The sequence below is a fragment of the Burkholderia sp. BCC0044 genome (assembly GCF_902832955.1).
GTDB lineage: Bacteria > Pseudomonadota > Gammaproteobacteria > Burkholderiales > Burkholderiaceae > Burkholderia.
This window is the reverse complement of the sequence record NZ_CADFDO010000004.1, coordinates 505,894-521,022: the sequence shown is the minus strand read 5'-3', so window position 1 is coordinate 521,022 and position 15,129 is coordinate 505,894. Positions and strand designations below refer to the sequence as shown.

At 68.6% G+C, this 15,129-nt stretch carries 12 protein-coding genes and 1 pseudogene; 7 read left to right on the top strand and 6 right to left on the bottom strand.

Annotation, left to right across the window (positions count from 1 at the left end; translation table 11 throughout):
- Window positions 1-64 precede the first annotated feature (64 nt).
- Window positions 65-2,356 (bottom strand): heavy metal translocating P-type ATPase, encoded by a 2,292-nt coding sequence (locus HWX14_RS25040; RefSeq protein WP_175885041.1) that lies wholly within the window; start codon window positions 2,354-2,356, stop codon window positions 65-67.
- Window positions 2,357-2,643: 287 nt separating this feature from the next.
- Between HWX14_RS25040 and HWX14_RS25035 the strand changes: the two genes are divergently transcribed.
- Window positions 2,644-3,261: a VTT domain-containing protein gene (locus HWX14_RS25035; RefSeq protein ID WP_175885040.1), complete on the top strand. Its 618-nt coding sequence runs from the start codon at window positions 2,644-2,646 to the stop codon at window positions 3,259-3,261.
- A 100-nt stretch (window positions 3,262-3,361) separates the two neighbouring features.
- Here the strand turns inward: HWX14_RS25035 and HWX14_RS25030 are convergent, their stop codons facing one another.
- On the bottom strand, window positions 3,362-4,297 hold the full coding sequence (locus HWX14_RS25030) for a 1-phosphofructokinase family hexose kinase (RefSeq protein ID WP_175885566.1): 936 nt from the start codon (window positions 4,295-4,297) through the stop codon (window positions 3,362-3,364).
- 232 nt (window positions 4,298-4,529) lie between these two features.
- On the opposite strand from HWX14_RS25030, the gene HWX14_RS25025 reads away from it, so the two are divergent.
- On the top strand, window positions 4,530-6,326 hold the full coding sequence (locus HWX14_RS25025) for an adenosylcobalamin-dependent ribonucleoside-diphosphate reductase (RefSeq protein ID WP_175885039.1): 1,797 nt from the start codon (window positions 4,530-4,532) through the stop codon (window positions 6,324-6,326).
- 53 nt (window positions 6,327-6,379) lie between these two features.
- Here HWX14_RS25025 and ftsH read toward each other — a convergent pair whose 3' ends face one another.
- From ftsH to HWX14_RS25010, 3 genes and pseudogenes are all read right to left on the bottom strand, one after another.
- Window positions 6,380-8,287, bottom strand: a complete 1,908-nt coding sequence (ftsH, locus tag HWX14_RS25020) for an ATP-dependent zinc metalloprotease FtsH (RefSeq protein ID WP_175885038.1) — start codon at window positions 8,285-8,287, stop codon at window positions 6,380-6,382.
- Window positions 8,288-8,320: 33 nt separating this feature from the next.
- Window positions 8,321-8,841, bottom strand: a pseudogene (locus HWX14_RS25015) (BCAM0308 family protein).
- Between the two features lie 51 nt (window positions 8,842-8,892).
- Complete coding sequence (locus HWX14_RS25010; RefSeq protein WP_175885037.1) at window positions 8,893-9,540, bottom strand: BON domain-containing protein; 648 nt, start codon at window positions 9,538-9,540, stop codon at window positions 8,893-8,895.
- A gap of 226 nt (window positions 9,541-9,766) precedes the next feature.
- Here HWX14_RS25010 and HWX14_RS25005 point away from each other — a divergent pair, with 226 nt between their 5' ends.
- Window positions 9,767-9,952, top strand: a complete 186-nt coding sequence (locus HWX14_RS25005; RefSeq protein WP_175885036.1) for a DUF2964 family protein — start codon at window positions 9,767-9,769, stop codon at window positions 9,950-9,952.
- Window positions 9,953-10,081: 129 nt separating this feature from the next.
- Window positions 10,082-11,485 (top strand): MBL fold metallo-hydrolase, encoded by a 1,404-nt coding sequence (locus HWX14_RS25000; RefSeq protein WP_175885035.1) that lies wholly within the window; start codon window positions 10,082-10,084, stop codon window positions 11,483-11,485.
- 82 nt (window positions 11,486-11,567) lie between these two features.
- On the opposite strand, the gene HWX14_RS24995 is transcribed toward HWX14_RS25000, so the two are convergent.
- A complete protein-coding gene (locus HWX14_RS24995; protein ID WP_175885034.1) occupies window positions 11,568-12,608 on the bottom strand; it encodes a zinc-dependent alcohol dehydrogenase family protein in 1,041 nt (346 codons plus the stop codon).
- A gap of 140 nt (window positions 12,609-12,748) precedes the next feature.
- On the opposite strand from HWX14_RS24995, the gene HWX14_RS24990 reads away from it, so the two are divergent.
- The 3 genes from HWX14_RS24990 (at window position 12,749) to HWX14_RS24980 (ending at window position 15,114) form a co-directional block, all read left to right on the top strand.
- Window positions 12,749-13,585 carry a universal stress protein gene (locus tag HWX14_RS24990; RefSeq protein WP_175885033.1) on the top strand — a complete coding sequence of 279 codons (837 nt, stop codon included), beginning with the start codon at window positions 12,749-12,751 and terminating at the stop codon, window positions 13,583-13,585.
- 195 nt (window positions 13,586-13,780) lie between these two features.
- Complete coding sequence (locus tag HWX14_RS24985) at window positions 13,781-14,284, top strand: universal stress protein (protein ID WP_175885032.1); 504 nt, start codon at window positions 13,781-13,783, stop codon at window positions 14,282-14,284.
- Window positions 14,281-15,114 carry a universal stress protein gene (locus HWX14_RS24980; RefSeq protein ID WP_175885031.1) on the top strand — a complete coding sequence of 278 codons (834 nt, stop codon included), beginning with the start codon at window positions 14,281-14,283 and terminating at the stop codon, window positions 15,112-15,114. The genes HWX14_RS24985 and HWX14_RS24980 overlap by 4 nt, the downstream gene beginning before the upstream one ends.
- The last annotated feature ends 15 nt before the right edge of the window (window positions 15,115-15,129 follow it).

The window sequence follows — 15,129 nt, the reverse complement described above, 5'->3', positions numbered from 1 at the left end:
ATCGACCGTCGTCACGTGATCGGGTTGTCGTCGCGGAGCGTGCGCGACGCGTTTCGACGCCGCGTCACGCATCCGCGCCGACGGCGTGGAACAGTTCCTCCTCCTGCGCGCAATGCAGGCGTACGATCGCCTCCAGCCCGTAGAGCACGCGTTGTATCGCCTGAACCTGCATCGCGTCCGCCCCGTCGCGCGGCAGGTCCGCGACCATCTGCCTGAGCGACCGGACCAGCGTGAAGATCTCCCGGTGTGCGCCGCTCATCGCCGCGAGCGGATCCTCGCCGCCGAGCAACGGCGCGAGACGCGCGTAGACCTCCCGGTCGTCGGCGCGCTCGTGCGGCAGCAGCCGTTGATCCAGCGCGTCGACGACGTCGGCCAGCTCGCTGGCGATGGCGGCTCCGGATAGGTGCGGCAAGCGGCCCGCGAGCGCCCTGATCCGGTCCAGCAACGGCGACAATGCCGCGTGCTCGCGCTTGAGTTGCTCGACGTCGACATCGGCCAGCCGGGTTTCCGGCGGCCGCAGACGCACGAGCAACACGCGCAGCGCATTGACGATCACGACGACGTCGACGACTTCCTGAATCACCGCACCGGCAATCGGCGGCAGGAATCCCGCCGCCGCGATCGCCATCGCGACGATCGACAACGACATGCCGATCACCACGCTCTCGAGCGCGATCCGGCGCGATCGACGGGCGATGCGCATCGCATCCACGAGTCGATCCAGCCGATCCACCAGCAACACCACGTCGGCGGCTTCCGACGATGCGGCCGCGCCCCGCGCGCCCATCGCGATGCCGACGTCGGCCGCCGCCAGCGCCGGTGCGTCGTTCACGCCGTCGCCGACCATGATCGTCACGCCGTCCTTGCGTGCGGCCTGGATCGCGGCAAGCTTGTCCGCCGGCGTCTGTTCGGCGCGCACGTCGGTGACGCCGATCAGTTCGCCGACGGCGCGGGCAATGTCGCGCCGGTCGCCGGTCAGCATGACGAGGCGCTCGACGCCCTCGCGTTTGAGCAGCCGCAACGCCCGCGGCGTTTCCAGCCGAACCTGGTCGGCCATCTGGATCGCGCCGACCATGACGCCATCGACGCCGACGAACACGGCAGCCCCGCCCTCGTTGCCGACCCGCTTCAGGAATGCTTCGCTCCACGGGGCCTCCGCCGAGCCGGCGCGGACATACCCGAACTGACCGATCGTGACGGTCCGATCGTCGACCCGGCCGCTCACGCCCTCGCCGGCCGTTTCGACGACGAACGACGGCGGCGACAGGTCGATTCGGCGTTCTCGCGCCGCGACCGTCAGCGCCTCGGAAATGACGTGGCCCGACGCCTGGGCCAACGATGCCGCGACATGCAGCACGTCGTCCGCTCCGATGCCGGCGCTGCATTCGATCGCCACGATGCGTGCGCGCCCGCCCGTCAGCGTGCCGGTCTTGTCGAAGAACAGGATCGTCGCTTGCGCGAGACGTTCGAGCGCGCCCCCGCCCTTGACGAGGATGCCGCGCTTCGAACAACGCGACAGGCCCGACACGATGGCGACCGGCACCGCGAGGATCAACGGACAAGGCGTGGCGACGACGAGCACGGCGAGCGCGCGCGCGACGTCGCCGGTGAGCAGCCACGCGATGCCGGCGACGAGCAGCGAGGCGAGCACGAAGAAGGCGGCGTAACGATCCGCGAGACGCACCGACGGACCGCGCTCGTGCTGAGCGCGCTCGACCATGCGGACGATGCCTGCAAACGTGCTGTCGCCCGCCGTGGCGCGGGCGACCATTTCGAATGGCGCGCCTGCGTTGACCTCGCCGCTGCAGGCGTTTTCCCCGGCACGTCGCCGCTGGGTGGACGACTCGCCGGTCAGCATCGACTCGTCGAGCTCCGCGTCGCCGGTCAACGTGCCGTCGACCGGTACGCATTCGCCGCTACGCACGAGCAGCCTGTCACCCGGAATGATGGTTTCCGGCGCGACGGCACGCCATTCGCCGTGCTCGAAGCGGGTCGCCTGCCGGGGGGCACGATCGAGCAGCGCGGTCATCTCGCGTTGCGCCCGATCTTGCGCATACCGCTCCAGCGTCCTGCCGCTTGCGAGCATCAACGCGATGACCGCGGCCGTCAGCGTCTCGTCGAGCGCGATGGCCAGGCCGATTGCGAGCCATGCGAGCACGTCGATACCGGCCTGCCGTTTCATCACGGCCCTTGCAAGGGAGACTGTCAACGCGAGCAAGACCGGCACCGTACCCAGCAGCCATATGACCCGCGCGAGCGAAGGCAGGCCGAACGCCACGCACATGCCCCCTGCCGCGAGCGTAACGGCCGCCAGAACCAGCAACGCGAGATCGATCGACCAGGGAATTCGCGACATGACCATTTTTCCGATTGCCGTGCACGGCGGGTTCGACGCATCCGGTTGCGGTTGCGATCGCGGACGGCCGGTTCCGATTGCGATCGCGGACGGCCGGTTGCGGACGGCCGGTTGCGGACGGCGTGGCATCAGTCTAGGAAACGCCGCGGTTCGACCGTTGACCTGCGTCACGGCGAAGCGCGTCACGCGAACGGCCGGCACGGCGCGTTGCTTGACGTGAGTCAAGCGGCCGGCGCGTTTCGTCAACACAATCGAAGCGTGACACCGGAGCGCCTGGGATCGATATCGTGCTGACGCTGGCCGTACTGTTTCTGCTGATTCTTCTGCTGAATCTCATGCCGGCGTTCGCCCCGCCCACGTGGATGGCGATGTCGTGGGTCGGGTTCAACCTGCCCGACGGCAATCCGCTGGTCTTTGCCGTCGTGGCGGCCGGCGCGGCGACCATCGGACGCGTCATCCTGGCGACCTTCGCCAGGTCGCTCATGCGGTCCCGCTGGATGCGGGACGCGGACCGCGAGAACGTCGACGTCGCCACGCACTGGCTGCGCAAGCACCGGACGCTCACCGCCGGTGCGTTCTTCTTCTATGCACTGAGCCCGCTTCCGTCGAACTATCTGTTCATCGCATACGGCCTTTCCGGATTGCCGCTCAAGATCATCGCCGCGGCGTTCTTCGTCGGCCGCGCGACGACCTATGCGATCTGGGCGCACCTGGGCCGCTTCGCGTCGACCCGGCTGGACGTGGAGTCCGGATTTGAAGGCAGTTATCTCGGCGGCTACTTCGTCGTGACGCAACTGGTGTTGCTCGGCGTCGTGTTCGCGTTGATGAAGCTCGATTGGCGCGCGCTGCTCAACGAGCGCCGCTTGACGTTCCGGCGCGGTCATCCTCCGCACGGCGCGGAATGAGTGCCCCATTTTTTGCGATCGCGCCGCGCATGCCGCTGAGCCAGATCAACGATCTGATCGCGCACCGGCGAGATTGTGTCCGCGTCGGGGCGCCCGCCCGTCAGCTTGCCTGCGCAACCAGTTCGGCGTGAATCCGCTCGACGTCGTTGCGCGTGCACAGCGCCGTCCCGGGACGTTCGACCGACGCCGCCGATGCCGCCAGCGCGTAGCGGCACGCATCGTCGAACGGCACGCCGCGCGCCAGCGCCCACACCATGCCGCCGACGAAACTGTCGCCCGCGCCGACCGTGCTGCATACCGCTGCGGGCCTGCCGGGCAGGCGCAGCGTGCGATCGCGCGTGACGACCCATGCGCCGCGCGCGCCGAGCGTCAGCGCGACGATGTCCGCCTGGCCGCGCGCCACGAGTTCGCTCGCCTTCCGGCATGCCGACGTGTCGTCGAGCGGCTCGCCGGCCAGCGCGCTCAGTTCGCCAATACTGGGCTTGACGAGATGGACACCGCCGTCGAGGGCCGCCTGCAGCGCCCGGCCCGCAGCGTCCACAACCACGCGGCTGCCCCTTGCCTTCGCCGCGCGCGCCAACGTCGCGTAGAGATCGTCGGGCGCGCCGGGCGGCAGGCTGCCGCTCAACACGAGATAGCGCGGCGCCGGTTGCATCGCATCGATGCGCGCCGCGCACGCGCGCCACTCCGCCTCCGTGACCAGCGGCCCCGGCATCAGGAAGCGGTATTCGCGCCCGGTCGCGGTCTCGGTCACGCACACATTCTCGCGGGTCTCGCCGGCGATCCGGATGCGCTCGCCCGGCAGACGCTCGGCTTCGAGCAGCCGCGTCAGGACGTCGCCGGTCGGCCCGCCGGCCAGATACAGCGCGACGCAATCGCCGCCGAGCCGGTGAACGGTCCGGGCGACGTTGATGCCGCCACCGCCGGGGTCGCGCCGCGGCCGCGCGCAACGCAGCTTGTGCGTAGCGACGATGTGCTCGACCGACGTAGCAACATCGACGGCGGGATTCAATGTGACGGTCACGATATCGGTCATGGTGGATGGCTCTCGGTCGATGGCTGGGACGCCCGCCGGCTTGCACGGCGGACGCCGGCGCGGCGATGCCGGGCAACCGGTGCGTGCCGGTCGTGGCTCCACATTACGTTCGCTGCCGGCCATCACGTTGACCGCGGTCAAGCCACGCCGCGAAGGCGCCCGCTTGCGCTCGATCAACGACGCGTCCGGGCGAACTCCTACAGTGAGTCATTCCTCGTTGCCGAGCCCCGCCATGGACGAGCAGCCGCTTTGCACCACCGTGTTCACCGAACGCTATGCGCGTCCCGGCGAAACCGCTCGCGAGGCCCTGTTCCATCGCGTCGCGCATGCACTGTCGCTCGCCGAGCCGGCCGATCTCCGCGCGCAGGCGGAGCGTGCGTTCTTCCGGAACCTGCAGCGCGGCGCGCTCGGCGCGGGCCGCATCCTCGCGAACGCCGGCGCGGATACCGGCGGGACGATGGTCAACTGCTTCGTCCATCCGCTCGAGATTCCGCCGGGCGCGCGGTGGCCGGCCGTCGACGCAGCGCTTGCTCGTGCGCTCAGTGACGCATGGCGCACGCTATTGATGGGCGGCGGAATCGGCTACGACTTCTCGCCGGTGCCGCCTGCCGGCGCGTACGAACGGCGCGTGTCGTCCGAACGAGGCGCATGCATCGCGATCGACCGCTTCGACGCGATGTGCCGGGCGCTGCCGTTCACCGGCCCGCGCCGGGGTGCGCAAATGGGCGTGTTGCGCTGCGATCATCCGGATCTCGCGGCCTTCGTCGCAGCCAAGCGCGGGCGATCGCGCTGGCCGACGTTCAACCTGTCGGTCGGCGTCACCGATGCGTTCATGGAGGCGGTCCGGCAGGACCTGCCCTGGGCGCTCGTCCATCACGCGCGGCCCCGTTCCGGGGCCGGCGCCCCGATCCGACGGCCGGACGGCCAGTACCTGTATGCGACGATTCCGGCGCGTACGCTCTGGCACGAAATCGTCGGCGCGGCACGCGACAGCGCCGAGCCGGGGCTGCTGTTCCTCGACACGATCCGCGACGCGAATCCGCTGCGCGAACACGAGCGGATCGACGCGACGAACCCGTGCGGCGAGCAGCCGCTGCCGCCGTACGGCAGCTGCGTGCTCGGGCCGATCGACCTGTCGCGGTTCGTCCATTACCCGTTCGGCGTCGACGGCAAGGCGCGCTTCGATTTCCCGGGGCTCGCCGACGCGGTGCGCATCCAGGTGCGCATGCTCGACGACGTGCTCGACCTGACCGCGTGGCCGCTCGCCGCGCACGAGCACGAAGCGCGGCGCACGCGCCGCATCGGGGTCGGCGTGACGGGCCTGGGCGACGCGCTGACGATGCTGCAGTTGCGCTACGACAGCGCGCAAGCGCGCGCGTTCGCACGCGGGATCGTGCTGACGATGCGCGAGCATGCGTTCGCCGCCTCTGCCGCGCTTGCCGCCGAGCGCGGCGTGTTTCCCGCGTACGATCCCGCCGCCTATCTGACCGGCCCCGCGCACCGCACGCTGCTGCCGCTGAAGGTGCACCACGCGATCGCGCGGCACGGGCTGCGCAACAGCCATCTGCTGTCGTTCGCGCCGGCCGGCAGCGTGAGTCTCGCGTTCTGCGACAACTGTTCGAACGGGATCGAGCCAGCGCTCGGCTGGACGCAGCGTCGCCTGGTGCGCACCGCGGACGGACGGGTGCGGCCGTTTCGTGTCGAGAATCACGCTTATCGGCTCTTTCGCGACCTGCATGGCGACAGCGTCAGGCTGCCGGAATATTTCGTCACGGCGGCGGATATCGCGCCGGCCGATCACGTCGCGATGCTCGCGGCGCTGCAGCCGTGCGTCGACGCCGGCATCTCGAAGACTGTGACGCTGCCGGCGCAGTGTTCGCTCGCGGACGTCGACGCACTGTTCTTCCAGGCATGGCGTGGCGGGCTCAAGGGAATCACGGTGTTCCGGCCCGATCCACGGCTCGCGTCGGTCGTGACCGCCGATGCGACGCAGGCGCGGCGCGAGCGCCCGGTCTGCATCGGCTGTTGAACGACGCACGCAGGTCAGCGGCCGACGCGCGGCGCGACCCGGCGCTCGTTCGTTCAGGCGGCGGCGTCCGTGGTCGTTTCCGTGTCGGCCTGCGTGGGCCGGCGCGCGTCGTCGGTGTCGTCAGGCCGCGCGATGAGCGCCGTCAGCCTGTCGTGATCGATCGATTCGTGTAGCAGCAAGCTGCGCGCGATCCGTTCCAGCGCATCGTGGTGCTCGCCGAGCGTCGCCGTGACCCGCGCGTGCGCATCCTCGAGCAGCGCGCGCACCTCTTCGTCGATCAGTTGCGCGGTATGCTCGCTGCAATGGCCGTCGCCTGGTGTCCACACGGCCGGCACGCCGCCCTGCGGGACCGCATCGTCGAGCGTCATCAGCCCGAGCCGGTCGCTCATCCCGTACTGCATGACCATGTGCCGCGCGAGCGCGGTCGCGCGCTCGAGATCGTTCTGCGCGCCGGTCGATACGTCGCCGAACGCGATTTCCTCGGCCACCCGCCCGCCGAGCAATACGTCGAGCCGGTCGAGCAGTTCGCTCCTGCGCAGCACGTAGCGATCCTCGGTCGGCACCTGCTGCGTATAGCCGAGCGCCGCGATTCCACGCGGGATGATCGACACCTTCTTCACCGGATCGCAGTGCGTACGGCTCTGCGCGACGAGCGCATGGCCCGCTTCGTGGTAAGCGATGGTCCGTTTTTCCTGCTCGTTCATCACGCGGCTCTTGCGCTCCATGCCCGTCATTGCGCGATCGATCGCCTCGTCGAAATCGGCCATCGCGATCGCCGGCTTGCCGAGTTCGGCCGCATGCAGCGCGGCTTCGTTCACGACGTTCGCGAGATCGGCGCCGACGAAGCCCGGCGTGCGTTGCGCCAGTTCCGCGAGGTCGACTTCCGGCGCAAGCTTCACGCGCTTCGTGTGGACGGCCAGGATCTGCTGGCGTCCGACCAGGTCCGGCCGGTCGATCGCGATGTGCCGGTCGAATCGTCCGGGGCGCAGCAGCGCGGGATCCAGGATCTCCGGCCGATTGGTCGCGGCCATGATGATGACGCCCGAATTCGCCTGGAAGCCGTCCATCTCGACGAGCAACTGATTGAGCGTCTGTTCGCGCTCGTCGTTGCCGGACATCAGCCCGACGCCGCGCGCCTTGCCGAGCGCATCGAGCTCGTCGATGAACACGATGCACGGCGCCTTCTGCTGCGCCTGCTCGAACAGGTCGCGCACGCGGGCCGCCCCCACGCCCACGAACATCTCGACGAATGCGGAGCCGCTGATCGTGAAGAACGGCACGCCTGCCTCGCCGGCGACGGCCCGTGCCAGCAGCGTCTTGCCGGTGCCCGGCGCACCGACGATCAGCACGCCCTTCGGGATCTTGCCGCCGAGCCGCTGATAACGTTCGGGGCTGCGCAGGAACGCGACGATCTGCTGCAACTCGGCCTTCGCCTCGTCGATCCCCGCGATGTCGTCGAACGTGATGCCGGTTTCCTGCTGCACATACACGCGCGCCTGGCTCTTGCCCATGCCGCTCAGGTCCCTCATCCCGCCCGGCCGCCGCATCATGAAGTTCCAGGCCAGCACGAGGACGATCATCGGCAGCAGCCACGTCGCGAGCATCGCGAGCCAGCCCGAATCCGGCACCCCGCGATAGCGGATGCCGGCGGTCGTCAGCGCGGCGACCAGATGATCGTCGCCGACGCGGTTCGTCGTGAAGCGCCACGGCGGTCCTGCCTTCTTGACGGCGACCGCGTCGGAAGCCGGCAGCATCGTGCCGGCTGCCGGCATGCGCAGCGAACCCGAGATCGACGACTGACCGATGTCGAGCTCGTCGACGAGCCGCGCGTCGACCAGCCGATGAAAATCGCTGTACGAAATCGATGTCGTCGCCGGCTGGGCCGACAGCAATTGATAGGCGACCAGGACCGCGAACGCGATCGGGATCAGCAACCCGGAGTAGTCGAATGTTTTCTTCATGACGTCGCGACTGTGCGCCGGACCCGCGACCGCTCAGGCCGCGTCACGGGTCCAGTTCGCGCGCAGCATGTCCTCGCTGTCGCGATAGTTGAATGCCAGCGCGCCGTGATGCGCATGCAGCAGCGCCTCGCCCATGCGCCTCCCATGCGCCTCACCACGTGCACGCCGGTGGTTCGAATCACGAGCGCGTCGCCGGTTTGCTCGATCTCCATGATGCGTTCGAGCGCGTGCTCGCTCATCTCCAGATCGGCTTGCCGCTCGAGCAGTTCGAGGATTGCCGAGCGATGCCGGCGCACGTATTCGCCGCGCAGCACCAGTTCGCCCGCCGGCGCGTTTTCGCGCATGCGCTTGCAGGCCGGGCATTCGAGCTGGCGCCGATCGAGCGGCGTCGCGTACCAGGTCCAGCGGCCGGCGTCGCAGACGGCGCCGCATCCTTCGCAGATCCGGTCGCCCGACGGCCGCTTCGGATCGCGGTAACTGTCTTTCGTATGCGGCTGCATGCGCTTGTCGCGGCGCAGATAATTGCGGCCGGGGCCGGAATGCGAACGATTCATGGCTGCTTCTCCGTGGTGATCGGCGGTACGGGCGCGACGCTCACGCGACGCTCATGCAACGATCAGCCGGTCGACGACCTCGCGCACGCCCCTGACCGACGCCGCCGCGCCGCACGCGGCACGTCTTTCCGCCAGCGACGCGACCGTGCCCGTCAGCGTGACGATGCCGTCGTCCGCGTCGATCGCGATCCCGGCGGATTCGCGCTGCGCGCGACGGGCCAGCGCTTCGGCAATCCGCGTGCCGACGTCGGGCACCGTAGGGTCGGCCCGCACGCGAATGCGGTTCGCGACGCCGACGACGCCTTTCATCCGGCTCACCATCTTTTCCGCTGCACGGCTCTGGAACGCATGATCGACCTCGCCGTCGAGCGTCACGCAGCCGTGATCGACTTCGACGCGAATCGGGTGATCGCGCAATGCCTCCTGCCAGCCGAGCGCGAACGTGATGGCGATCGCCAGTTCGTGGTCGGCGCACGCATTCTCCGGCGGCTCGACGTTCAGTTCGAGCACCAGCGCGCGCGCATCCGCGACATGCAGCGCGGTTTTCTGGGCTTCGAGCTTCTGCGCCCAGCTGTCGACCGTGCCGCGCAGCGTCACGATCCGGTCGCGTACGTCGACGTCGATCCGGCGCGAATCGATCGCCGGATTCCAGAACAGCGCCTGCTCGACATCCTGCTTGAGTGCTGCATCGGACTTCATGTCGGTCTCCCGTGCCGGCGCGTGCCGATCGCGAGGCGTGCGACCGGACGTGTGCCGTACCCGATTCAGCATCGCGCATGGCGGCACCGGCGGCTTGACGAGGATCAAGCAACCGCCGGCTTGCGGCAACGGCGGCCCGGTGCGTAGCCGGCCGATTCGTCCGTTGATGCAGATCAATGGGCCGTCGGAGCGCGACTCGATCATGGCGAAAGACGCCGCGAACGTCATGAACAGAAAGCAGTACCGCATCGCTCTCGCGACGCTGAGCGTATTCATCGCGCTGGCGTCGCTACTGGGCGTCGTGCATGCGATGCTGGTCGACGCGCACGTGCTGCCGTACGCGATCGTCACGCTGGTGTCGGGCGCCGTCGCGTTCGTCGCGCAGTTCGATCCCGCGCCGAGCGAGCGATAGCGAAACAGCCGGACGCGCCGCATTCGACATCATGTTCGATGCGGGAATCCCTGATTTCCGTCAATCGCCGCGCGCCGGTTCGCGATGTAATCGACGCACTGAACCCCTCGACTTCCAGTGAGACGAGCGATGAAACTGACTTTTCTCGGTGCGACCGAAACCGTGACCGGCTCGAAGTATCTGGCCGAGCACGGCGGCCGGCGCGTGCTGGTCGATTGCGGCCTGTTCCAGGGCACGAAAAACCTGCGCTTGCGCAACTGGAGCCCATTGCCGCTCGCGCCCGACATGCTCGACGCGGTCGTGCTCACGCATGCGCATATCGACCATACCGGCTACCTGCCGGTGCTGGTGCGCGAAGGCTATCGCGGGCCGGTGTACTGCACGGCGGCCACGGCCGAACTCTGCGACATCATGCTGCGCGACAGCGCGCGGCTGCAGGAGGAAGAAGCCGACTTCGCGAACCGGCACGGTTACTCGAAGCATCATCCGGCGCAGCCGCTTTATACGCTCGACGATGCGCAGCGGGCGCTGCGCCTGCTGACGCCCGTCGCCTTCGACGAATGCACCGCGCTCGGCGACGGCCTCGCGTTCCGCCTGCTGCCGGCCGGGCACATCCTCGGCGCGGCGAGCGTGGTGATGCACTGGGATCACAAGGTGCTCGCGTTCTCGGGCGACCTCGGCCGCTATCACGACCCGATCATGCAGCCGCCGCGGCCGCCCGCGCATGCGGATTTCGTGGTCGTCGAGTCGACGTACGGCGACCGGCTGCATCCGGAATCGGATCCCGAGAACGAGCTCGCCACGCTGTTCGACACGACCTTCGCGCGCGGCGGGGTCGTCGTGATGCCGTGTTTCACCGTCGGCCGCGCGCAGGAGATCCTGCACTACATCGCGCGGCTGAAGGCGTCCGGCCGCATGGCGCGCGTCCCCGTGTTCCTCGACAGCCCGATGGCGACCGACGTGACCGAAATCTATCGCCACCACATCCTCGAACACCGGCTGACCGTGTCCGAAGCCAACGCCCTCGGCCACGCGGCGACGATGATCCGGACGGTCGATCAGTCGAAGGCGATTGCCGAACACCATGGCCCGATGGTCGTCATCGCCGGCAGCGGCATGGCCACGGGCGGCCGCGTGCTGCATCACCTGGCCCGCTATGCGCCGGATGCGCGCAACACGATCGCGCTGGTCGGCTACCAGGCCGTCGGTACGCGCGGGGCGGCGCTGGCCGCGCACGAGCCGACGCTGAAGATTCACGGCGAATACGTCCGCGTGCGCGCGCAGGTCGAGTCGATCACGACGCTCTCCGCCCATGCCGACTACGAGGAAGTGCTGAAGTGGCTCGGCACGATGCCGTGTGCGCCCGTGCGAACGTTCGTCACGCATGGCGAACCCGCTGCCGCGGATGCGATGCGTCGGCGCATTTCGGAGCGGCTGCATTGGCCGTGCGAGGTGCCGACTTACGCGCAATGCGTCGATCTGGACGAAATCGAAGCCGGCAGCACGCAGGAACCCGCCGCGCTGTCGTCCTGATCGGCGGTCATGCCGCCCGGCATGCTGAACACGTGCGACGGGAGGCCGCGCACCCGGTTTCCCGTCATTCGCCTGCCGACGATCAACCGACTTCGATGATGACCTTCAGCGCATGGGTTTGGGCGGCCCGGCCGAACGTGTCGTACGCACGCTCGACATCGTCGAGCGAAAACCGGTGCGTGATCAGGCGCGTCGGATCGAGACGCCCGGCGCGCACGGTCTTCAGCAGCATCGGCGTGCTGACCGTGTCGACGAGCCGCGTGGTGATCGAGATGTTGCGATCCCACAGCTTCTCGAGGTGAAGGTCGGCCTTCACGCCATGCACACCGACGTTCGCGACGACACCGCCCGGCGCCACGAGCGCCGTGCACATCTCGAACGTCGCCGGAATGCCGACCGCCTCGATCGCGCAATCGACCCCGATGCCGTCGGTCAGCTTCATCACTTCCGCGACCGGATCGCCGGCACGGCCATCGAGGCAATCGGTCGCGCCGAAGTGACGCGCGATCTCGAGCCGGTTGCTGTCCGGGTCGATCATGATGACCCGCGCGGGCGAGTAGAACTGCGCGGTCAGCAACGCGGCCAGCCCGATCGGACCGGCGCCGACGATCGCGACCGAGCACCCCGGCTGCACCTTGCCGTTCAACACCCCGCATTCGAACCCGGTCGGCAGGATATCGGACAGCATCACGAGCGCGTCCTCGTCGGCGCCGGCCGGAATCCGGTACAGGCTGGTCGCCGCATGCGGGATACGCACGTACTCGGCCTGCGTGCCGTCGATACGATGGCCGAGAATCCAGCCGCCGGTCGTGCAATGCGAATAGAGTCCGCGGCGGCAGTATTCGCAGCGGCCGCACGACGAGATGCACGATATGAGCACGTGATCGCCCGGCTTCAGCGAATCGACCGCGGCGCCGACCTGCTCGACGATGCCGACGCCCTCGTGGCCGAGAATACGGCCGGGTTCGCAGGTCGGTACGTCGCCTTTGAGAATATGCAGATCGGTGCCGCAGATCGTCGTGCGCGTCACGCGGACGATCGCATCGGTGGGCGACTGCAGTTCCGGTTTGGGCCGTTCCTCGAGCGCCTTGCGCCCCGGCCCGTGGTAGACGAGTGCTTTCATCGCTGTCGATCAATGAGTTGCCGTCCACTTCACTATGCGACCGTGGCGCGCGGCTGCCGTTGATCTGAGTCAAGCGCGTGGAAACCCTGCTTCGTAGACTGGATTGCACTGGCGGATCACCCGTCGATGGAGCGATTCCGATGAGCTACAAAAGCATGGTCGTGCACCTCGATACCAGCGCCCGCGCGCATTCGCGCCTCGAGTTCGCATTGCGTCTCGCCCGGCGCTTCGGTGCGCATCTCACCGGGCTGTTCGCGGTCTACACGCCCGAGCCGCATTCGTTCTACGTGATGGCCGGCTCCGCCGACTATTTCCGCGCGCACCGCGAACAGCGCGACGAGCGGCTCGCCGCGCTGGAGCGTCTGTTCCATGCGGAGACGGCGCGCGCCAAAGTGCCGGCAACCTGGATTCGCGCGGACGAGCGCGCGAACGTGGCCGTCCCGCGGGCCGCCCGTCTCGCCGACCTGGTGATCGCAGGCCAGAGCGACCCGAACGATCCCGAGACCTACATCGACGACCAGTTTCCGGAGAACCTCGTGTTGTCGGCCGGCCGCCCGGTGCTGTTCTGGCCGTACACAGGAGAATTCGCGTCGATCGGCGAACGGGTTTTCGTCGCATGGGACAGCAGCCGCGAAGCGGCCCGCGCCGCGCACGACGCGCTGCCCTTTCTCGAACACGCGAAGCGCACGACGGTCGTCGCCGTGGTCAACGGCAATTCGGAGGCCGCGGCCACGCGGATTCCGGCCGCCGATGCCGCGCTGATGCTGGCGCGCCATGCGCACGACGTGAACGTGCTCGACATCGATGGCGCCGGCTCGTCCGTCGGCGACACGCTCCTGTCGCGCGCATATGAAACGGGTTCCGACCTGCTCGTCATGGGCGCGTACGGCCATCCGCGCTGGCGCGAGCTGCTGATGGGCGGCGCCACGCGCACGGTGCTCGCGTCGATGACGCTGCCGGTGCTGATGTCGCACTGAGCCGCCCGGCCGAACGTCGTGTCGTCCGCGTCGAGCGCGGTCACGGTGGTCGTCGAGCCCGCCAACGAAGCGTGGATCGCGGCGCGCCCCCCGGCGGGCGTGCTGCGCGGCAACCGGGACGCTTGATCCAGATCAGCGCCATCGGCGTGCACGCGCCGATGATGGTTTCATCCACAACCGTTCAAGGGACATGCCATGTACTCGAACATTCTGGTCGCACTCGACGGCAGCGACACGTCGTCCCGTGCACTCGACGCCGCGCTGGATCTCGCGGCGCAAACGGGCGCGCGGCTGACACCCGTCTACGTCGTCGATTTCCTGGTGCCGGCCTACGACATGTATGGATACGATCCGTCGATCCTGGTCGATTCATTTCGTGAAGAAGGATTGCGCGTGACCGAGGACGCCGCGCGACGCATGAAGGCGCGCAACGTGGCCGGCACGCCGCAGATTTCCAACGTCGCGCCGGCAGGCGAAGACATCCCGCACCGGATCGTCGGTCTCGCGGGCGAGATCGACGCCGATCTGATCGTGATGGGCACGCATGGCCGGCGCGGCTTTCGGCGCATGTTCCTCGGCAGCGTGGCCGAACGCGTGCTGCGCCAGGCCGGTTGCCCGGTCCTGATGATTCCGGCGAGCTGCGAAACGAAGGCGTCGGCCGAAGTCGCTGCCGCTTCCACCGAAAAGGTGCCGTCATGAGCTACAAGACCCTGCTCGTCCATCTCGACGACAGCGAACGCTGTGCGACGCGAGTCGACCTCGCGCTCCAGCTCGCGGGACGCTGGAACGCGCATTTGATCGGCCTCTACCTGGTTTGCCAGGACCTCTTCGAACCGTTGCGTCGGCCCGACGAACCGCTGAAGCTGGCCGTCTACGAGCGCCTGTGCGACCAGCGGCGCAAGGAGGCGGAAGAACGATTCCTGACGGCCGCCGAACGCGCCGGGCGCAGCGTCGAATGGCAGGCGCCGGCCGGCAATGCGACCGATGCGGCGATCCTGCATGCACGTCACGCCGATCTGCTGGTGCTCGGCCAGGAGGATCCCGACGATCGCATGACCTACGTCGCGCGCCATTTCGTCGAGGACGTCGTGATCGGCAGCGGCCGTCCGGCGATCGTCGTGCCGTATGCGGGCGACGTGCGCACGTTCGGCGAGAACGTGCTGATCGGCTGGGACGGCGGGCGCGAGGCCGCGCGCGCGATGGCCGACGCGCTGCCGCTGCTCGCCCGCGCACGCTTCGTCAACGTCGAGACGGTCGTCCGCGGCCAACCCGATCCGGACCAGACGCCGGCCGGCGTCGACGTCGCCGCGTATCTCGAACGGCACGGCGTTCGCGCGTCGTTCTCGACGACGCCGCGCGAGCGGTCGGTCGGCGTGGGCGGCACGCTGCTGAACCGGGTGACCGATCTGCACGCGGACCTGCTCGTCATGGGCCTGTACAGCCATACCCGCGCCCATGAGCGCGTGCTGGGCGGTGCGACGCGCACGATCCTCGAGACGATGACGGTGCCGGTGCTGCTGTCCCACTGAGCGAACGAAAACGGG